This window comes from Sphingomonas panacis (assembly GCF_001717955.1).
In the GTDB taxonomy this organism is placed as follows: Bacteria; Pseudomonadota; Alphaproteobacteria; order Sphingomonadales; family Sphingomonadaceae; genus Sphingomonas; species Sphingomonas panacis.
Genome location: NZ_CP014168.1, coordinates 1,507,435 through 1,524,738, shown reverse-complemented (window position 1 = coordinate 1,524,738; position 17,304 = coordinate 1,507,435). Strand labels below are relative to the sequence as shown.

At 68.4% G+C, this 17,304-nt stretch carries 20 protein-coding genes; 9 read left to right on the top strand and 11 right to left on the bottom strand.

Going from position 1 to position 17,304, the window contains the following annotated elements; translation table 11 throughout:
* Positions 1-186: 186 nt before the first annotated feature.
* Genes J0A91_RS06945 through xseA form a run of 3 tightly spaced genes read right to left on the bottom strand, consistent with a single transcriptional unit; the run spans position 187 to position 2,699 of the window.
* Positions 187-1,104: a M23 family metallopeptidase gene (locus tag J0A91_RS06945; RefSeq protein ID WP_069204295.1), complete on the bottom strand. Its 918-nt coding sequence runs from the start codon at positions 1,102-1,104 to the stop codon at positions 187-189.
* Complete coding sequence (locus tag J0A91_RS06940; protein WP_069204294.1) at positions 1,104-1,301, bottom strand: DUF2093 domain-containing protein; 198 nt, start codon at positions 1,299-1,301, stop codon at positions 1,104-1,106. Before J0A91_RS06940 ends, J0A91_RS06945 begins: the two co-directional genes overlap by 1 nt.
* A gap of 15 nt (positions 1,302-1,316) precedes the next feature.
* Entirely contained in the window at positions 1,317-2,699 is a 1,383-nt protein-coding gene (gene xseA / locus J0A91_RS06935; RefSeq protein WP_069204293.1) for an exodeoxyribonuclease VII large subunit, read from the bottom strand.
* Between xseA and purD the strand changes: the two genes are divergently transcribed.
* From purD to J0A91_RS06920, 3 genes are all read left to right on the top strand, one after another.
* A complete protein-coding gene (gene purD, locus J0A91_RS06930) occupies positions 2,698-3,960 on the top strand; it encodes a phosphoribosylamine--glycine ligase (protein WP_069204292.1) in 1,263 nt (420 codons plus the stop codon). The genes xseA and purD overlap by 2 nt on opposite strands.
* A gap of 439 nt (positions 3,961-4,399) precedes the next feature.
* Positions 4,400-4,663 (top strand): type II toxin-antitoxin system ParD family antitoxin, encoded by a 264-nt coding sequence (locus tag J0A91_RS06925; RefSeq protein ID WP_069204291.1) that lies wholly within the window; start codon positions 4,400-4,402, stop codon positions 4,661-4,663.
* Positions 4,664-4,669: 6 nt separating this feature from the next.
* On the top strand, positions 4,670-4,963 hold the full coding sequence (locus tag J0A91_RS06920) for a type II toxin-antitoxin system RelE/ParE family toxin (RefSeq protein WP_069204290.1): 294 nt from the start codon (positions 4,670-4,672) through the stop codon (positions 4,961-4,963).
* An 823-nt stretch (positions 4,964-5,786) separates the two neighbouring features.
* On the opposite strand, the gene J0A91_RS06915 is transcribed toward J0A91_RS06920, so the two are convergent.
* A complete protein-coding gene (locus J0A91_RS06915) occupies positions 5,787-5,966 on the bottom strand; it encodes a hypothetical protein (protein ID WP_150126842.1) in 180 nt (59 codons plus the stop codon).
* Positions 5,967-6,197: 231 nt separating this feature from the next.
* On the opposite strand from J0A91_RS06915, the gene J0A91_RS06910 reads away from it, so the two are divergent.
* Entirely contained in the window at positions 6,198-6,353 is a 156-nt protein-coding gene (locus J0A91_RS06910; RefSeq protein WP_169833096.1) for a hypothetical protein, read from the top strand.
* A gap of 76 nt (positions 6,354-6,429) precedes the next feature.
* Here J0A91_RS06910 and J0A91_RS06905 read toward each other — a convergent pair whose 3' ends face one another.
* Both J0A91_RS06905 and J0A91_RS25055 read right to left on the bottom strand, forming a co-directional pair.
* The gene (locus J0A91_RS06905) at positions 6,430-6,651 is read right to left on the bottom strand and encodes an NIPSNAP family protein (RefSeq protein ID WP_069204288.1); all 222 of its coding nucleotides are present in this window, start codon (positions 6,649-6,651) and stop codon (positions 6,430-6,432) included.
* A 9-nt stretch (positions 6,652-6,660) separates the two neighbouring features.
* Positions 6,661-6,783, bottom strand: a complete 123-nt coding sequence (locus J0A91_RS25055) for a hypothetical protein (protein WP_276204608.1) — start codon at positions 6,781-6,783, stop codon at positions 6,661-6,663.
* Positions 6,784-7,022: 239 nt separating this feature from the next.
* Between J0A91_RS25055 and J0A91_RS06900 the strand changes: the two genes are divergently transcribed.
* Positions 7,023-7,241: a hypothetical protein gene (locus J0A91_RS06900; RefSeq protein WP_069204287.1), complete on the top strand. Its 219-nt coding sequence runs from the start codon at positions 7,023-7,025 to the stop codon at positions 7,239-7,241.
* Between the two features lie 3 nt (positions 7,242-7,244).
* Here J0A91_RS06900 and J0A91_RS06895 read toward each other — a convergent pair whose 3' ends face one another.
* The 4 genes from J0A91_RS06895 to J0A91_RS06880 form a co-directional block, all read right to left on the bottom strand.
* Positions 7,245-7,484 carry a hypothetical protein gene (locus J0A91_RS06895; RefSeq protein ID WP_069204286.1) on the bottom strand — a complete coding sequence of 80 codons (240 nt, stop codon included), beginning with the start codon at positions 7,482-7,484 and terminating at the stop codon, positions 7,245-7,247.
* 107 nt (positions 7,485-7,591) lie between these two features.
* Positions 7,592-9,067 (bottom strand): S41 family peptidase, encoded by a 1,476-nt coding sequence (locus J0A91_RS06890; protein ID WP_083224545.1) that lies wholly within the window; start codon positions 9,065-9,067, stop codon positions 7,592-7,594.
* A gap of 79 nt (positions 9,068-9,146) precedes the next feature.
* Entirely contained in the window at positions 9,147-9,458 is a 312-nt protein-coding gene (locus tag J0A91_RS06885; protein WP_069204285.1) for a hypothetical protein, read from the bottom strand.
* A complete protein-coding gene (locus J0A91_RS06880) occupies positions 9,455-9,631 on the bottom strand; it encodes a hypothetical protein (RefSeq protein ID WP_169833095.1) in 177 nt (58 codons plus the stop codon). The genes J0A91_RS06885 and J0A91_RS06880 overlap by 4 nt, the downstream gene beginning before the upstream one ends.
* Positions 9,632-9,719: 88 nt before the next feature.
* Between J0A91_RS06880 and J0A91_RS06875 the strand changes: the two genes are divergently transcribed.
* Positions 9,720-10,349 (top strand): S24 family peptidase, encoded by a 630-nt coding sequence (locus J0A91_RS06875; RefSeq protein ID WP_069204284.1) that lies wholly within the window; start codon positions 9,720-9,722, stop codon positions 10,347-10,349.
* A 127-nt stretch (positions 10,350-10,476) separates the two neighbouring features.
* Here the strand turns inward: J0A91_RS06875 and J0A91_RS06870 are convergent, their stop codons facing one another.
* Positions 10,477-10,644: a hypothetical protein gene (locus J0A91_RS06870; RefSeq protein ID WP_169833094.1), complete on the bottom strand. Its 168-nt coding sequence runs from the start codon at positions 10,642-10,644 to the stop codon at positions 10,477-10,479.
* 180 nt (positions 10,645-10,824) lie between these two features.
* On the opposite strand from J0A91_RS06870, the gene J0A91_RS06865 reads away from it, so the two are divergent.
* The 3 genes from J0A91_RS06865 (at position 10,825) to J0A91_RS06855 (ending at position 17,279) form a co-directional block, all read left to right on the top strand.
* The gene (locus J0A91_RS06865) at positions 10,825-11,028 is read left to right on the top strand and encodes a hypothetical protein (RefSeq protein ID WP_069207117.1); all 204 of its coding nucleotides are present in this window, start codon (positions 10,825-10,827) and stop codon (positions 11,026-11,028) included.
* 102 nt (positions 11,029-11,130) lie between these two features.
* Positions 11,131-13,119 (top strand): autotransporter assembly complex protein TamA, encoded by a 1,989-nt coding sequence (locus J0A91_RS06860; RefSeq protein ID WP_069204283.1) that lies wholly within the window; start codon positions 11,131-11,133, stop codon positions 13,117-13,119.
* Positions 13,116-17,279 carry a translocation/assembly module TamB domain-containing protein gene (locus J0A91_RS06855; protein ID WP_083224544.1) on the top strand — a complete coding sequence of 1,388 codons (4,164 nt, stop codon included), beginning with the start codon at positions 13,116-13,118 and terminating at the stop codon, positions 17,277-17,279. The genes J0A91_RS06860 and J0A91_RS06855 overlap by 4 nt, the downstream gene beginning before the upstream one ends.
* Positions 17,280-17,304 lie beyond the last annotated feature (25 nt).

Genomic DNA, 17,304 nt, shown 5'->3' with positions numbered 1-17,304 from the left:
AAATCGATTCCGATGTCGGACAAATGCCGCCCGGAACATGGCCGAGGGATGAGACCGAGCTTTCAGCCTGTAAAGCTGTCGTTCATGCTGCGGCGCACTTTCGCAGCGCCTGTATCCTAAGTGCAACAGGTTTGTATCAATGCAGAAACATACTGATACAAATTCCCCCCGGCGTGCTGCAATCGCTCAGTTTTTTCCCGCCACCATCGGCCCCGCCACCAGCAGCGGATCGAGCTTCGCGCCCTGCCAGCGGATCGCCCAGTGCAGGTGTGGCCCCGTCGCGCGGCCGGTCGCGCCCGACAGCGCGACGGGCTGGCCGCGGCGGACGTGATCGCCGACGCGCACGTCGATCCGCGAGAGGTGCAGGAACGCGGTGTTGAGGCCCATGCCGTGGTCGATCATCAGCAGATTGCCCTCCAGCGTGAAGGGATGGTCCGCCGCGAGGATCACCACGCCGTCCGCCGGGCTGAGCACCACGGACCCGGTCGGCTTGGCGATGTCGAGCCCCGAATGATAGGCGCCCGCCTCGCCGTTCTTGTAGATGCGCTGCGATCCGAACAGCGTCGAGATCCGCCCGGTGGTCGGCCACAGGAACGCCTGCCGCCAGCCTTGCGCGTCGGTCTTCAGCGCCCGCGCCGCCGCGATCTGCGCGAGTTCGGTGGGGCGGATGCGCGCGAATTCGGGCGCCGGCACCGGATATTTGGGCAGGCTCGCCAACCGTGAGATATCCCAGCTTCGCGGCGCAACAGTGAGCTGGTCGCGCACTTGCCGCCCGTCGTCGAGCGTGGCGACCAAGGTCGCGATCGGCCCGGCATCGCGATCGAAGCCGAACACGAAGCGCCCGTCGCGCGCTACCGGCACGCTGGCGCCGTTGACCGTCACCAATGTCGCCCCGCCGGGCGCGGTGCCGATCACCAGCCCGCCCTGAATCATGCTGCCGGTGTAGCTGAACCGGACGGGACCGACCGGACGCGGCGGCGGCGCGCTTGGCCGTGGCGCGACCGGGGCAACGGGCGCTGGCGGGATGCTCGGATAGCGCGGCACGCTCGCGCAACTGCCGAGCAGCAGCAGCGCGACGGCGGCAATCCCCCCGGCGGCGCGCATCAGGCGCTCAGCGTCTCGGTGGCGTAAGTCGCGCTCGCATAGGCTTCCTGCCGCGCCGCGCTCCAGTAGCGCAGATCCTCCAGCGCGATCCGCGCGCCGCTCACCGCGCACAGTACATGGTCGCCGGGGGTGAGCACGCGGAAGCCGTTCGCCATATAATGCAGCCGGGCGAGGCGATCGGAGTTGGGCATCAGCATGGTGGCGGCTCTCGGCTAGAACAGGTTCGGCTGGTCGGCCGGCTCGGATTTGCGATCATAGGGCTTGGGGCCGGCACGCTCAACCTTGGCATCGACCTGTCCGTCGCGGAAATGGAGCGTCACCGCCCCCGCCGCGCGCGCCGCCGCGCCAGATACGAGCGTCTCGCCGCTGGGCCGCGCCGTCACGCGCACATAGCCGCGATCGAGCAGCGCATCGGGGTTGAGCGACTGCGCCAGCCGCCACGTCCGATCGAGCCGGTCGCGCGCGCTCTCCAACTGACGCATCAGCACCGCCGGGCGCAACGCCCCCGACGAGCGATCGAGCACGCCGCGCGCCATCGTGACGCGCCGCTCCAGCCCGCGGTCGAGCCGTGCGCCGAGATCGTCGGCGCGCTGCCGCTGCGGCCCGAGCAGCGCGTCGCGCCTCGGGATCACGCGCACCAAAGCCTCCAGCCGCTCGCGCCCGCGCTCGTGATAGCGCCGCGCGCATTTCTCGGTGCGCTGGCCGTGCGCCGCCAGCGTCAGCCGCAGGTCGGCGAGCACCGGCACCGCCATCTCCGCCGCCGCCGTCGGGGTGGGCGCGCGCAGATCGGCGGCGTGATCGGCGAGCGTGGTGTCGGTCTCATGCCCCACCGCCGAGATGATCGGAATCGAACAGGCGGCGATCGCGCGCACCACGGTTTCGTCGTTGAACGACCACAGATCCTCGATCGAGCCGCCGCCGCGCGCGACGATAATGAGATCGGGCCGCGCCACCGGCCCGCCGGGCACCAGCGCGTCGAACCCGCGGATCGCCGCCGCCACCTCCGCCGCCGAGCCTTCGCCCTGCACCTTGACCGGCCAGACGATGACATGGCTCGGGCAGCGATCCTCCAGCCGGTGCAGGATATCGCGGATCACCGCGCCGGTCGGCGATGTCACCACGCCGATCACGCGCGGCAGGAACGGCAGGCGTTTCTTGCGCTGGGTATCGAACAGCCCTTCGCCGGCGAGCTTGGCCTTCAGTTTCTCCAGCAGCGCCATCAGCGCGCCTTCGCCGGCCAGCTCCATCCGCTCGATGATGATCTGGTATTTCGACCGCCCCGGATAGGTGGTGATCCGCCCGGTCGCGATCACCTCGATGCCGTCCTGCGGCTGGAACGGCAGCATGCCCACCTGCCCCTTCCAGATCACCCCGTCGATCACCGCGCCGTCATCCTTCAGCGCGAGATAGGCGTGGCCAGAGGCGACGCGCTTGTAGCCCGAGATTTCGCCGCGCAGCCGGACGTGGCCGAACTCGCCCTCGACCACGCGCTTGAGCTTCGCCGCCAGTTCGCCGACCGAAAGCGGCGCGGCGTTGTCGCCCGCCATCTCCTCGGCTACCAGCCGCGCCTGGCTATCGTAAAAGGGGTCCGCCATGAATGTCCTGCTGATCGGCTCGGGGGGTCGCGAACATGCGCTCGCCTGGAAGCTCGCGCAATCGCCGGGCCTCCATAGTCTGTTCGCCGCACCGGGCAATCCGGGCATCGCGGCGCATGCCGATGTGGTGGCGCTCGACGTGACCGATCATGCGGCGGTGGTGGCGTTCGCGGGCGAGCGCGCGATCGGCCTCGTCGTGATCGGCCCCGAAGCGCCCTTGGTCGATGGCCTCGCCGATAGCCTGCGCGCGGCCGGCATCGCGGTGTTCGGCCCCTCGGCGGCGGCGGCGCAGCTCGAAGGCTCGAAGAGCTTCACCAAGGCGCTCTGCGACCGCGCCGGCATCCCCACCGCCGGCTATGCGCGCGTCACCGCGCTGGAGCAGGGCCTCGCCGCGCTCGACCGGTTCGGCATCCCCGTCGTGGTCAAGGCGGACGGGCTCGCCGCCGGCAAGGGCGTCACCGTCGCCGAGACTCGCGCCGACGCCGAGGCCGCGCTGCGCGACCTGTTCTCGGCCCCCGGCGGCGAAGCGGTGATCGAGGAATTCCTCGAAGGCGAGGAAGTCAGCCTGTTCGTCCTCACCGATGGCGAAGCGATCCTCCCGTTCGGCACCGCGCAGGACCACAAGCGCGTCGGCGACGGCGACACCGGCCCCAACACCGGCGGCATGGGCGCGTACAGCCCCGCCAGCGTGCTGACCCCCGAGCTGGAACAGCGCGCGCTCGACGAGATCATCTGGCCGACCGTCCGCACGCTCGCCGCCGAGGGCAATCCGTTCTCCGGCGTGCTCTACGCCGGGCTGATGCTCACCGCGCAGGGCCCCAAGCTGATCGAATATAACGCCCGCTTCGGTGATCCCGAATGCCAGGTGCTGATGGCGCGGCTCGAAGACGATCTGCTCGACGTGATGCGCGCGGTCGCCGAAGGGCGGTTGGGCGACCGCGCACCGGCCCGCTTCGCCGACGCCACCGCGCTGACCGTGGTGATGGCCGCGCGCGGCTACCCCGGCACCCCCGAGGCCGGCGGCGCGATCGCCGGTCTCGACGCCGCCGAAGCGACCGGCGCGCGCGTGTTCCAGGCCGGCACGCGGATCGAAGACGGCACGCTGGTCGCGGCGGGCGGCCGCGTGCTGGCCGTCACGGCAACCGGCGCCGACGTGCGCACGGCGCAAGGCGCGGCCTATGCGGCGGTCGACGCGCTCGACTTCCCGACCGGCTTCTGCCGCCGCGACATCGGCTGGCGCGAAGTGGCGCGGGCGGGGTAGGGGGGCGGCGAGACCTTCGCAAAGGCCCTTCGGTCATGCCGGACCCGTTCCGGCCTCCACGGTGGCCTCCGGAACGCGCCCGGGTGGCGAAACGTTTCGTCAGACGTGCCGACGTTCGCAAGGCTCTCGCGACCGCTACGCCGCCTCCACCAACGGCATATCGACGCGCGGCCAAGTGCCAAGTGCCAAGTGTCGCTTGCGCGCCGTTGCTCGCAAGCTGCTTAGACCGGCGCGGGCGGCACCTCGGCCGCCCGGTAAAGCGCGCCGGAGCCCAACTCCGCAAAGCCGAGGAGATTGTCGCTGGGCTCGAATCCCTCGCCAGCGTGGCTGGCTTGCTCGGTGTCGATCGTTCCACCCTGTGGCGTGCAATCAAGGGATCCGCATCATTGGCTGCCGCCTCATAAGTATGATATGTGATGCGTAGCTAGTGGAGGTTTCTATGTCAGCGATCGAACGCATGACCATCACCATGCCGGCCGAGATGGCCGCTCTTCTGCGCCAGACTGTTGCGGGTGGCGAATACGCGTCAACCAGCGAGGTCGTTCGCGAGGCATTGCGCGAATGGACGCGCGCTCGCGATATTGAGCGTCGCGATCTGGAATCCTTGCGCGAAGCCATCCAGGCGGGGTTGAACAGCGGCCCCGGCATTCCGGCCGAGGACGTCTTCGCCGAGCTACGCGCGCGTTACGCCAACAAAGCCTGACGCCCCGTGTCGTATCGGCTTTTACCGGCCGCACGGGCCGATCTGATCGAGATTGGCGATTTCATTGCGCTCGATAATCCCGCGCGTGCCCTGTCGTTTGTTGCCGAGATCGAGGCTACCATGACGACGATCGCGAAGCGGCCAAGCAGTTTCCCGGCCCGCAATGCGCTGGCGACCGGCCTGCGAAGTGCGCGGCATGGTCGATATCTGATCTTCTTCGTGGCTGGCGATGCAGGGGTGCAGATCGTTCGCGTGCTGCATGGTGCCCGCGATCTCTCACAGGCCTTCGCCACCCATTGAGGAGAGGATCATGGATCAACGCTGTTTCGAGACGGATACCAATGAAGGCGGGTGGCTGCTCCGACTGTTCATCGGCAGCGCGGAGCATGAAACTCGCCAATTTCCCGGCGGTGAATGATGGTCATCACCAAGCCCGCCTGGTCGGGCTCCAATAGTGCGAAGAATGGGCTGGTGGAGACTGGATACTCCTGCGGGATTAACGGCAGCTAGCGCCCCACTTGCAGACAGTCCGCTGTGCGGTAAACTCTGGCTATGGAAGCAATCGGTGAGATCGCTCTGATAGTCGGGTTTGCGTCGTGTGTGGCCCTTCTTGTCGCACTTTGGTTTGCGAAGACCTACGGGCTGCTTACCTATTTGCTTGCGCTTCTGGTTTTGGAAATCGCGCTGCCTAGCTTTCTGCCTGTCAGTCAGGGTACTCCCGCTGCAATTCTCGGGGCTCTGGTCATTGCCGCTCCCGTTGCTCTGTTGCAGCGCAAAGCCAGATTGAAAGCGACGAAATCAGTTCCCTAGCCAACGGCAGCTCACCAAAAGATCGGGATATTCCCGCGTTCAACCTGATCTGCTACGGGCACGAAATGACGCAGGATGCTCTCAAACGCATTGTTGGTTTGGCTGAGATCGTAAGCTCATTAATCCTATGCGTTGTCGGCTTTAGTATTGCACAAGGATGGGAACCGCCCGTCTGGGTTTGGCTCGTCGGCTCGATTTCGCTCGCCATTGAATTTGGCTGGTCTCTGATAAAGCGACGCGAGCGAAACGCCGCTCGGACGCGATTCGCGCCCAGATGACGAGTGAGACAATTGCCCCAACCTCGGTCATTCGATCAGTCGCGGCTCTTAATAATCGGCGTGTCAGGAGCACCATCGTGGGAGCTTTTGCATGGAAGGTGGTCCAAGTTTTTGGGGTGATTAACTTCGTAGCCTTTCTCGCACTCAGTTGTTGGCTCGGCGGTGAAGCGTTCGGAGGCAAAGTCGAGCGCGGACACTACTTCCTCGGCGCTCATGGACGCTTTCGAGAAGTAGACCATGCAACATTTTTATATAGCGTCATTCATGGCTCAACCGCGCTTCTCGGTTTAATTGTCGTTGCTATAGCGACAAATAGGATGAGCAACGGATCGAACGACCGCCAACCACGCAAACCCGGTCGGTAAGCCTGTCGATTGTCGCGAAAGCGGGCGCTGGACAGCGGCAAGCATTGCGCCCATCTGTTTCAGCGCCATTCGGAGGCAACGATGAGCAACACGGAATTGACTGACGACCAACTTCTGGAAGCAGCCAAGGCCGCGCTTCGTGACAAGGATCGCGAACGCGCCAAGCCATTCTTGGCCGAATTTTCCGAACGCAGCCTTGCAAGGGTCAAGGCAAAGGTGGCGAATGATCTCGCGTGATCGAGTATCTGCTTAGGCCATCGTCGCTCGAAAGCCGACCGGGAGCGACCTGTGCTACCGTCGCTGGCGCCGACCGCTATAACGGCGACAGGAAGATGCGCTCGTAGCTCTTGAAGGGCGGTTCCGCAAAGCGCTCGATTACGGGAGCGGCCTCGGGGTCGAGGCTGACCTGCGTGCGATAGCTATTGTATGCGTCCGCGTCAGCGAACCCGTACAGAGCGACGGCGACATCCTCGGCGCCTGCTTGCCCCGTGCCGGGGAAACTGATCGTCGTATCCCCGGGCGCCGCGCGTGGCATGAAGAAACCTTAGTGAACCCCGCCGTGTCGTTCGATCAACCGTACCCAGGCGCGCGCATAGTCTTCGAACTCCTTCAACCTGTCGGGATCGAGGCGGTATCGAACCTCGCAAAATACGGCTTTGGCCTGCATCGTCTTTCCCCAGCCGCTATACCAAAGCCTCACCTTCGGCGTGACGCTCGCCTATGCCGAGCGATCGGGCACTTGGATGGCCGAGCGGTACGGGTGCCAGACTAACCCAAAAGCCGCCCGTCACCCAATCCCCACGTGGCCTGGGGCGCGCCGACGCGGCACGTCGCAAGGTGCCAGAAACGCCACGCCACGAAACCGCCTTGCGATCACCCCCGCCGCGCGCGTAGCCTCGCGTCATCATGCCGAAGCCACCCGTTCCCGCGCTGCGCCGTCAGCCAGTCCATCACCGTGCGAAGGCCGCGATCGTGTTCGGCCGCCGCGCGCGGATGACCGCGAGCGTTCGTGTCACCAGCCCCGGCATCGTGTCGATCGCGGTGCTGGTGTCGTCGATCCTGCTCTCCACCGCCGCGCTCGTCCACACCGCCCGGAAAGACGTCCGGCGCCCGCGCGAGGGCTGACGATCACATCCAGCTACGGCCATCCGGTGTGGCGCATCCGTAGGGCGGCAACTGGCCCGGGAAGCGCTTTTGCATCGTATGGCAGCCCCAGCTCCGCAGCGGCGCGGGTGCGTGGCCGTTGAGCGCGATGCCGACCTCGTCATACGGGCTGCTGCCCATCGCGACGTACATGTACCAGCGGCCGCCGAACATCACCAACGCGGCGACCAGCACGACACATACGACCTGAACGACTTTCCGCATCTTTGATCCTTCGAACCCGAACGGGCCTGTTGCGGAGGTTGCGCGCGCTTGGCAACGCCGATGCGGCAGGCCGAAACCCGCCGCGTGCCGGCCGTTGCGGCCCGCGCTCAGAACAGCCCGGGCACCTCGCGCTGCGCGGGGGACGGCCGATCGGGCATCACCAAAGCCTGCACCCCTGGTGTCGCGACCTTGAGCGCGCCGGGGGCCGAGGCGGTGGCGGTGTTCGCCGTCGCCGAGACGCGCGTGCAGCTCTTGCCCTCGAGATAGTCGAGCGAGCGGCGGATCGAGGATTCCTGCGGGTCGCCGAACTTGTGGGTGAGGTCGTCGTTCGCCGCGCAGCTCGCCTCCATCGTCGAGGCGAGGCCATTGTAATAGTTCGCATTGTGCGCGCTGTTCTGCGTGGCGAAGGCGATCACGCGCAGCCGGTCGTCGCACGCCGCGCGGTCGAGCGCGATCTGGCCGACCGGCTTGCCATAGGTGTTGGTGCCGATCAGCGCGGCATTGGCGTGGAGGAATGGCGGAAAGGCGTTGATGACGAGCTCGCTCGCCGAGGCGGTGCCGCCGGTGCCGATGAAGGCGATCCTGGTCGGCGAGACCGATTGCGGCTGCGGCGCGAACAGCATGGTCTCGTTCTCGACCGATTTCTCGGGCCGGAAGGTCTGATAAGCGAACACGTCGGCGGTCGAGCGGTTGCCGCCGAGCAGATTGCCGAGCACCTGCGCGGTCGAGACCAGCCCGCCGCCATTGTAGCGCAGATCGACGATCACCTCGGTGATGCCCTGCGCGCGGAAATTGGCGAAAGCGGTGCGCAACTGGTCCTCGGCGCTGGTGATGAAGGTGCGCAGGTTGACATAGCCGACCTTGTGCCCGGCATCGGTGATGATGCTCGAGCCGTAGCGCGCCGAGACCGCCGCGATGTCGTAAGTGGTCTTGGTGAGCGTCACGGTGCGCGTGCCGCCCGCATCGTTCACCCGCAGCACGCGCGTCACGCCGGCGTCGTCGGGGCCGAGCGCGTCGACCAGTCCGCTGGTGTTTTGGGTGGCGGTGAGAAGGCTGTCGACCGTCTTGAGGTTCGCGCTGCTCGTGCCGATCGCGAGGATCTCGGTGCCGCGATCGAGCCCGGCGGTGAGCGCGGGCGCGCCCTCGAACGCCTCGGCGATGAACAGCCGTTTGCCCGTGGAGTCGAGCGTCAGCCGCGCGCCAAGCCCGGCGCTCGACCCCGAGGCGTAATAGGCCTTTTCCTCGGCGATCGAGGTGACATAGGTGAAATAGCGGTCATGCCCCTGCGCCCGCGCGGTGGCGGTGAGCCCGTCGACGTAATCGGACAGCGTCCCATAGGGCTTCGGATCGAGGCTGGCCGGCAGCGTGTCGGGGAACAGATACCATTCGTTGAGCTGCGCCGCCGCCCAGGTCTCACGCTCGCGCAAAGTGCAGCCGGCGGTGGTGGTGGGCGTCGGGGCGGGAGTCGGCGTGGGCGTCGGATTGGTCGCGACCGGGGCACTGCCGCCGCCACCGTCATCACCACCACACGCCGAAAGCAACGCCGCAACCACCAGCGCCGACACGAGCCGCCCGTTTCGCATGATATCTTCCCCCTGTTGCGCGCAGCGTAGCGCATCCGCGCGCCAAGGGAAGCTGGCCGGCTTTTTAAATCCGTTCGAGTCACACCTCCACGGTCAACGCCTCCAGCGTGATGCGTGCCTGTTCGCCCGTGTGCGCCACGTTCGCCACGGCGAGATCGGCGACGAGGCTTTCGCGCAGCGGCAGTTCGGCTTCGGGAAGATCGGCGAGCCAGCGGTCGAGCGCCGGCCCCACCGCGCCCGTCAGCCAGAGCGTGTGGCGCGCGCCGGTGAAGGTCGCGCTCGCCCAGCGCACCCAGCTCGCGTCGGCGATCGTCACCGTGCAGCCGGCCTGCGCGGCGCTGGCGACCAAGGCGCGTTCGAGCCGCACGCCCGCGTCGGGACCGCGGCTCATTGCCCGCGCTCGCTGATGAACGCCTCGATCCGCGCGATCATGCGCGCGCCCGGTTCGCGCCCGCGCCGCAGATCGTGGACCAGCCGCGGATCGCGCACCGCCATTCGCCCGAACCGCGTCGGCGTCATCGCCGTCGCCTTGAGATACCGATCGATCTTGCCCAGAATCATCACCTGTCCGCCTCCTCGACTCGCTTGATGTTCCGTTTTTGTTCTCGCATTTCCAACTTGTCTAGGAAATTTCCTAGGCTATGGTGAACGCATGGCGCGCGACGACATTCGAGGCCGACTGGCGGCGCTGATCGACGCGAGCGGGCACAGCTATGGCGCGCTGTCGCGGATGCTCCGGCGCAACGACGCCTACCTTCAGCAATATGTGAAGCGCGGCACCCCGCGCGTGCTGGCAGAGGCCGACCGGCGGCTGCTCGCGGCGTTCTTCCGAATCGACGAGGCGGAATTGGGCGGGCCGTCAGCGGCGGCGCCGAGCGTGCCGATACGGCGGCTGGAGATCGAGGCGTCGGCGGGGCCGGGTGCGCTCGCCGAGGAGGACCGGGCGGGCGGCGCGGCGCATTTCGACCCGCGCCTGCTCGCACAGCTCGGCGTGCGCGCGAGCGACGCCGCCGAGATCCGCGCGCGCGGCGATTCGATGGCGCCGCTGATCGAGGATGGCGACCTGATGCTGGTCGACGAGCGCGACCGGCGCGTGCGCGATCAGCCGGCGGTGTTCGTGATCCGGCTCGACGGGGCGCTGCTGGTCAAGCGGGTGGCGCGCGATGGCGCGATGCTGCGCATCACCAGCGACAATCCGGCGGCGGCGGAGATCGCCGCGCAGCCGCCGGGCGCGGTCGAGGTGATCGGGCGGGTGGTGTGGCTGTCGCGGGCTTTGCGGTAGCGGCTAACGGTGCGGGTGGGACACGTGCCCTTCGGCTGGCTGGCAAGCCAGCCGCTCAGGACGGGCTTCGACAGGCTCAGCACGAACGGCTTTCACGAACGGCTTTGGGGTGCGCGCGTGGCCGCGCCTACCGCCGCCGGTCGATCAGCCAGATCGCGATCGCCATGCCTGCGCCCGCGCCGAGGCCGAGCAGCAGGCCCTTGCTCGGTTCGCCGAGGAACAGGCCGGCGACCGCGCCGCCGATCGCGCCGATCGCGATAAGGATGCCGCCGGCTGCTGGGGATTTGCTTGCCATGCCGCAGGCTCTGCCATGTCCCGCCGCTGGACGCCAGCGTCCCGTCGCGGGACGAGTGACACGCGGCGTTCGACAGGCGTTTACCACCGTGCGCCGCAGCACGGGCGGCGATGCCGGTCGTGGCATGATCCGTGTTTGCCTCTCGCCCACGACTTGCGGAGTGGTTTTCAAATGGCCGGTATGCCGTGGCTGGGGCATCGCAGCGAGGTTGCCGATGCGGCCAGGCTGATCGCCGCGTTCGGCGACGATGCGGGGTTCGAGGCGGCGGCGCGTGCCGATCGCAGCGGCGATCTCGGCGACCAGATCCACGCGCACCGCTGGCGCCAGATCGAGCGGCTGATCGTGCTGATGTCCGCGCGGGCGGCGATCGGCACGGTTCAGTAAGCGGGTCTTGCCGGCGCGCGAGCCGTGCCGTGCATCGATCGCGGCTGAGCGGAGACGATAAACGCTTGTTGGCCGGGCGCTGGCCGGGCTAGGAGACCGGGCATGACGTTGTCGCTCGGGCAGCGGGGCGCGGCGTATGGCGCCGCCGCGGTTTTGCTGGTGCTTGCCTGCCCGATGGCCCGCGCGCAGCAATCGGCTGCGCCAGCGCCGGAACCCCCTGCCCCGACCCCCGCCCCAGCCGGAGAGCCGCCGCTCGACCCGCAGTCGCCGCTGGCGCCGTTGCCGGGGCTCGGCGTCGACTGGCCCGATCTCGGCGCGCCGGGCACCGCAGCCCCCGCCAAGGCGCAGGCGAGCGGGGGCGACACGCGCTACAGCTTCCGTATCGACGGGATCGATTCGGTCACCTCGCCGTTGCTCCACCAGCGGTTCGAACAGCTCTCGACGCTCAAGACTAACGAAGGGCAGCCCGCCAATGCCGCCCAGCTCGACCGCCGCGCGCGCGAGGATGCCGCCTTGCTCACCGGGCTGCTGCGCGCCGAGGGCTATTATGACGCGAGCGTCGCGACGCGAGTCGACCCCGGCAGCGGCCGTCTGCTCGTCGTGCTCGATGCCGCGCCGGGCACGCTCTACACGTTCGGCGGGGTGAAGGTGACCGGGCTCGACGCGGCCGGCGACAAGGCGGCGGCGCTGCGCGAGGCGTTCGGCGTCAAGACCGGCGACCCCGTCAACGCCGATACGATCGCCGGCGGAGAGGCGAACCTGCGCACCACGATCGGCCGTCGCGGTTTCCCGTTCGCGGTGGTCGGCGAGCCCGAGATCGTGGTCGATCATGCCGCGCATACCGCGACGCTGGCGATGACGGTGGCGCCTGGCACCGCGCGGCGTTTCGGCAAGATCATCGTGCCCGCGACCAAGGGCAAGCACGTGTTCAGCGCGCACCATATCGCCGAGATCGCGCGCTTCACGCCGGGCAAGCCGTTCGACGATGTCGCGCTCGCCGACCTGCGCCGCGCGCTGATCCAGACCTCGCTCGTATCAAGCGTGACGATCAAGCCGGTGCCGGCGACCGACCCCGATCTGGTCGACATCCTCGTCGCGACCGAGCCGGCGCCGCCGCGCACGATCGCGGGGGAACTCGGCTATGGCACCGGCGAGGGCGCGCGCGCCGAGGTGAGCTGGACTCACCGCAACCTGTTCCCGCCCGAAGGCGGGCTGACGCTGCGCGGCGTGCTCGGCACGCAGGAGCAGTTGGGCGCGGTCACCTATCGCCGCAACAATTTCCACGGGCGCGACCGCGTGCTGACCGTCCAGGCGAGCGCCTCGAACCTGAAGCGCACCGCGTATGAGGCGAAATCGGTATCGCTGACGAGCAGCCTGGAACGGCAGACCAACATCTTCTTCCAGAAGAAATGGACGTGGTCGGTCGGCACCGAACTGACCGCATCGGACGAGCGCGACGTGATCGTCTCGACCGGCGCGCCACGGCGGCAGACCTATTTCATCGGCGCGCTGCCGACGACGCTCAGCTATGACGGATCGGACGATCTGCTCAACCCGACGCGCGGGTTCCGGCTGGCCGCGCGGCTCTCGCCCGAAGTATCGCTGGAGAAGACCGTGTTCGGCTATGCGCGGATTCAGTTCGATGCCAGCGCGTACAAGCAGGCCGCCAAAGGCGTGGTGGTGGCGGGGCGAATCCGGCTCGGCACGATCGCGGGCGCGCCGCGCGATGCGATCGCGCCGTCGCGGCGGTTCTATTCCGGCGGCGGCGCATCGGTGCGCGGCTATGGCTATCAGGATATCGGCCCGCGCGACCCCAATAACGATCCGATCGGCGGGCGTTCGCTGAGCGAATTCTCGCTTGAGGCGCGGGTGAAGACGTTCGGCAATTTCGGCGTGGTGCCGTTCTTCGACGGCGGCAACATCTACACCACGCCGCTGCCCAAATTTTCCAGCTTCCGCTACGGCGCCGGTCTCGGCGTGCGCTATTATTCGAACTTCGGGCCGATCCGAATCGATGTCGGCACGCCGGTCAACCCGCAGAAGGGCGATCCGCGCGTCGCGGTCTATGTCTCGCTGGGGCAGGCGTTTTGAGCGACGACGACGAGACCCCCGCCCCGCCGCCGCGCAAGCGACGGCGAAGCTGGCGGCAGCGCATCGCCAACGCGCTGGTGCTGCTGCTCGCGGTGCTGACGTTGGGGATCGTCACGCTCGATTCGGATATCGGGCATCGCTTCGTGATCGACCGGATCGGCGCGCTGCGGCCCGCCAATGGCCTGCGCTACAGCATCGGGCGGATCGACGGGTCGCTGTTCTCCCGCGCCACGCTGGTCGATGTCCGGCTGCGTGACCCCAAGGGGCTGGTGTTCTACGCCCCGCGCGCCGAACTGCGCTGGTCGCCGCTGGCGTGGCTTCACAACCGGCTCGACATCACCAGCCTGATCGTACCGCAGGCGCGATTGCTCAAGCTGCCGCAGACGCTGCCGACCGGGCGCACCGGGCCGATCCTGCCGAGCTTCGACATCCGCATCGGCACGCTGCGGATCGACCGGCTGAGCGTGGCGCCGGCGATCACCGGGGTCGCGCGGCGCGGGCGTTTGTCGGGGCGTGCCGATATTCGGAATGGACGCGCTTTGGTCGATCTCGATGCGGTGGTGGCGGGAAGCGACACGCTGCGGCTCAAGCTCGACGCGCAGCCTGACCGCGACCGCTTCGATATCGATCTGCACGCGCGCGGCACCGCCAAGGGGGTGCTCGCCAAGGCGAGCGGGTTCGCGCAGCCGATCGCGGCGGAGGTGCATGGCGACGGACGGTGGAGCGCGTGGCGCGGGCGCGCGATCGCCGATGTCGGCAGCGTGCGGCTCGCCGACCTGACGCTCGGCAACCGCGCGGGCAGCTATGCGCTGGCGGGCACGCTGACGATCGCGCCGCTCACGCACGGCAAGTTGCAACGGCTGAGCGGCCCCCATGTCACCGTCAACGGCACCGCCACATTCGCCGACCGGCGGCTGGCGGGAGCGCTCGATCTGCATTCGGCGTCGGTGGCGCTGCACGGCGAAGGTGCGCTCGATCTCGGCGCGAGCGCGTTCCGCGACATGCGCGTGCGGATGCGGCTGCTCCAGCCGTCCGCGCTTTTCCCCAACATGACCGGCCGCGCGATCGAACTGCGCGCGATCCTCGACGGGGCGTTCGCGACCGCCGCGTTCGATTACCGGCTCACCGGCGAGCGGGTGGCGTTCGACAAGACCGGGTTCGAGAGCGTGCGCGCCGCCGGCAAGGGGCGATTCTCGAAAGCGCCGGTGGTGGTGCCGATCCGCCTCACCGCCGCGCGCGTCACCGGAATCGGCGACGTCGCCGGTGGTATCCTGCGCAATCTGTCGATCGACGGCGTGCTGCGCGTGACGAGCAAGCTCGTCACCGGCGACGACCTGAAGCTCGCGTCGGACAAGCTCAACGGGCGGCTGTCGCTGCTCGTCGATCTCAGCAACGGCCATTATGAGGTCGGGTTGAACGGCGGGCTGTCGCGCTATCTGATTCCGGGTCTCGGCATCGTCGAGGTCAATTCGTCGCTGCATGTCGTGCCGGGGCCGGGCGGGCGCGGTACGCGCGTGATCGGCAAGGGCAGCGCGCGGATGCTGCGGCTCGACAACGCCTTCTTCCGCTCGCTTGCCGGGGGCTTGCCGGGGCTCGTCACCAATCTCGAACGCACCACCGACGGCGTGCTGCACTTCACCAACCTCGTGCTGACCGGCCCGCAGATCCGCATCACCGGCAACGGCATCCGGCGGCGCGACGGCACGTTCCATTTCGAAGGCAGCGGGCAACAGGCGAGCTATGGCCCGCTGACGCTCAAGCTTGACGGCAAGATCGACAAGCCGACGCTCGATCTCGTCTTCCAGCAGCCCAATGAAGCGATGGGGCTGTCGAACGTGGTCGCGCATCTCGATCCGACCCCGGCGGGCTATGCCTTCGCCGCGCGCGGCGGATCGCGGCTCGGCGCGTTCGACGGCGAGGGCGCGATCCTGCTGCCCAAGGACGGACAGGCGGTGATCTCGATCGCGCAGCTCAACGTCAGCGGCACGCGCGCGCATGGCGATCTCGCGATCGTCGAGGGCGGGTTCGAGGGCAAGCTGGCGCTGGCGGGTGGCGGGCTTGCCGGCGAATTGCTGTTCCGCCCGCAGGACATGCACCAGCGGATCGAAGCGCATCTCGACGCGACCGCCGCGCGGCTGGCGCAGGCGGTGACGGTGCGGCGCGGGCATCTCGATCTGGCGGCGGTGTTCGATCCCGCCGGCACCTCGATCGAGGCGACCGCGACCGCATCGGGCATCCGGCGCGGCTCGCTGGTGATCGGCCGCACCGCGATCCATGCGGCGCTTCGCGGCGGCAGCGGCGAGATCCGCGCGTCGATCGCGGGATCGCGCGGGCGTGCGTTCGACATCCAGAGCGTGATCGCAGTGACGCCCGACCGCTATTCGGTGGCGGCGCAGGGCACGCTCGACCGCCGCCCGCTCGCCCTGGTCGGCCCGGCGGTGTTCACGCGCACCGAGGACGGCTGGCGGCTCGCGCCGGCCAAGCTCAGCTTCGCGGGCGGCACCGCCGATCTGTCGGGCAGCTTCACCGGCACCGCCAGCGCGATCGACGCGACGCTGACCAAGATGCCGCTGGCGGTGCTCGACATCGGCTATCCGGGGCTTGGCCTCGGCGGTGAGGCCTCTGGCAAGCTCGCGTTCGTCCAGTCGCGCGGCGCGCCGCCGACGGGGAAGATCAACATGACCGTGCGCGGCCTCACCCGCTCCGGTCTGGTGCTATCGTCGCGGCCGGTCGATGTCGGCGTGGCCGGTATCCTCGAACCCGGCAAGATCGCGGCGCGCGCGGTGGCGGCGAGCGGGGGCAAGACGGTCGGGCGCGCGCAGATGTTGCTGACGCTGGCGCCGGGCGCCGATCTCGCCGCGCGCGTCGCGCATGCGCCGCTGTTCGCGCAGCTCCGCTATGACGGGCCGGCGGATACGGTGTGGCGGCTGACCGGAATCGAACTGTTCGACCTGAGCGGCCCGGTTGCGATCGGCGCCGACGTTGGTGGCACGCTCGACAATCCGCGCATCAGCGGCGTGATGCAGGCCAAGGGCGCCAAGCTCGAAAGCGCGACCACCGGCACGGTGCTGACCAATGTCGTCGCGAGCGGGCGGTTCGGCGGATCGCGGCTGGTGCTCGACCGGCTCGCGGCGGACGCCGGCAAGGGCGGGCGCGTGACCGGATCGGGCAGTTTCGATCTCGCCGCCGCCAACGGCTTCGGCATCGACCTGTCGGTGCAGGCGCAGAACGCGTTGCTGATCAACCGCGACGACATCGCCGCGACCGCGACGGGGCCGCTCACCTTCAAGTCGGACGGCGCGGGCGGCACGATCGCGGGCAAGGTGACGCTGACCAAGAGCCGTTACCGGCTGGGCCAAGCGACCGCGACCAGCGCGGTGCCGCAGCTCAACATCCGCGAGATCAACCTGCCCGGCGGCGGCGAGGAAGACGATCGCCCGCGCAAACCGTGGAAGCTCGCCGTCCACGCGCATGCCGCCAACAACCTGCTGGTGACCGGGCTTGGCCTGCGCAGCGAATGGTCCGCCGATCTCGACATCGGCGGCGCGCCCGACAACCCCGCGATCACCGGCCGCGCCGATCTGGTGCGCGGCGATTTCCAGTTCGCGGGGCGCGAGTTCCAGCTCGATCGCGGCAAGATCCTGTTCCAGGGCGAGGTGCCCGCCAATCCCGCGCTCGACATCGCCGCCAACGCCGATTCCACGGGCTTGTCGGCGACGATCCGCGTGACCGGGCCGGCGCTCAAGCCCGAAATCTCGTTCACCAGCACGCCAGCGCTGCCCGAGGACGAACTGCTCTCGCGGCTGCTGTTCGGCACCTCGATCACCAACCTCTCCGCACCCGAGGCGCTGCAACTGGCGTCGGCAGTGGCGGCCTTGCAGAACGGCAAGGGCGGGCTCGACCCGATCAACGCGGTGCGGCGCGTGGCGGGATTGGATCGTCTGCGCATCCTCCCCGCCGATCCGCAGACCGGGGCCGGCACCTCGGTCGCGGCGGGGAAATATGTGACGCGCAAGCTGTTCGCGGAGATCATCACCGACGGGCAGGGCTATTCGGCGACTCAGGTCGAGTTCCAGGTGACTCGCTGGCTGTCGGTGCTCTCGACGATCTCGACTTTGGGGCGGCAAAGCGCCAACGTGCGGGTTTCCAAGGATTATTGATCTCGCACCACCCCGTTCGCCCTGA

Coding starts and splice junctions, on each gene's coding strand:
- J0A91_RS06925 (WP_069204291.1), top strand. CDS start 4,400: ATGTCAGCGATCGAACGCATGACCATCACCATGCCGGCCGAGATGGCC.
- J0A91_RS06895 (WP_069204286.1), bottom strand. CDS start 7,484: ATGCGGAAAGTCGTTCAGGTCGTATGTGTCGTGCTGGTCGCCGCGTTG.
- J0A91_RS06885 (WP_069204285.1), bottom strand. CDS start 9,458: ATGAGCCGCGGTCCCGACGCGGGCGTGCGGCTCGAACGCGCCTTGGTC.
- J0A91_RS06915 (WP_150126842.1), bottom strand. CDS start 5,966: ATGAGCGCCGAGGAAGTAGTGTCCGCGCTCGACTTTGCCTCCGAACGC.
- J0A91_RS06870 (WP_169833094.1), bottom strand. CDS start 10,644: ATGGCAAGCAAATCCCCAGCAGCCGGCGGCATCCTTATCGCGATCGGC.
- J0A91_RS06905 (WP_069204288.1), bottom strand. CDS start 6,651: ATGCCACGCGCGGCGCCCGGGGATACGACGATCAGTTTCCCCGGCACG.
- J0A91_RS06875 (WP_069204284.1), top strand. CDS start 9,720: ATGGCGCGCGACGACATTCGAGGCCGACTGGCGGCGCTGATCGACGCG.
- J0A91_RS06910 (WP_169833096.1), top strand. CDS start 6,198: ATGAGCAACACGGAATTGACTGACGACCAACTTCTGGAAGCAGCCAAG.
- J0A91_RS06945 (WP_069204295.1), bottom strand. CDS start 1,104: ATGCGCGCCGCCGGGGGGATTGCCGCCGTCGCGCTGCTGCTGCTCGGC.
- xseA (WP_069204293.1), bottom strand. CDS start 2,699: ATGGCGGACCCCTTTTACGATAGCCAGGCGCGGCTGGTAGCCGAGGAG.
- J0A91_RS06940 (WP_069204294.1), bottom strand. CDS start 1,301: ATGCTGATGCCCAACTCCGATCGCCTCGCCCGGCTGCATTATATGGCG.
- J0A91_RS06900 (WP_069204287.1), top strand. CDS start 7,023: ATGCCGAAGCCACCCGTTCCCGCGCTGCGCCGTCAGCCAGTCCATCAC.
- J0A91_RS06865 (WP_069207117.1), top strand. CDS start 10,825: ATGCCGTGGCTGGGGCATCGCAGCGAGGTTGCCGATGCGGCCAGGCTG.
- J0A91_RS06860 (WP_069204283.1), top strand. CDS start 11,131: ATGACGTTGTCGCTCGGGCAGCGGGGCGCGGCGTATGGCGCCGCCGCG.
- J0A91_RS06890 (WP_083224545.1), bottom strand. CDS start 9,067: ATGCGAAACGGGCGGCTCGTGTCGGCGCTGGTGGTTGCGGCGTTGCTT.
- J0A91_RS25055 (WP_276204608.1), bottom strand. CDS start 6,783: ATGCAGGCCAAAGCCGTATTTTGCGAGGTTCGATACCGCCTCGATCCC.
- purD (WP_069204292.1), top strand. CDS start 2,698: ATGAATGTCCTGCTGATCGGCTCGGGGGGTCGCGAACATGCGCTCGCC.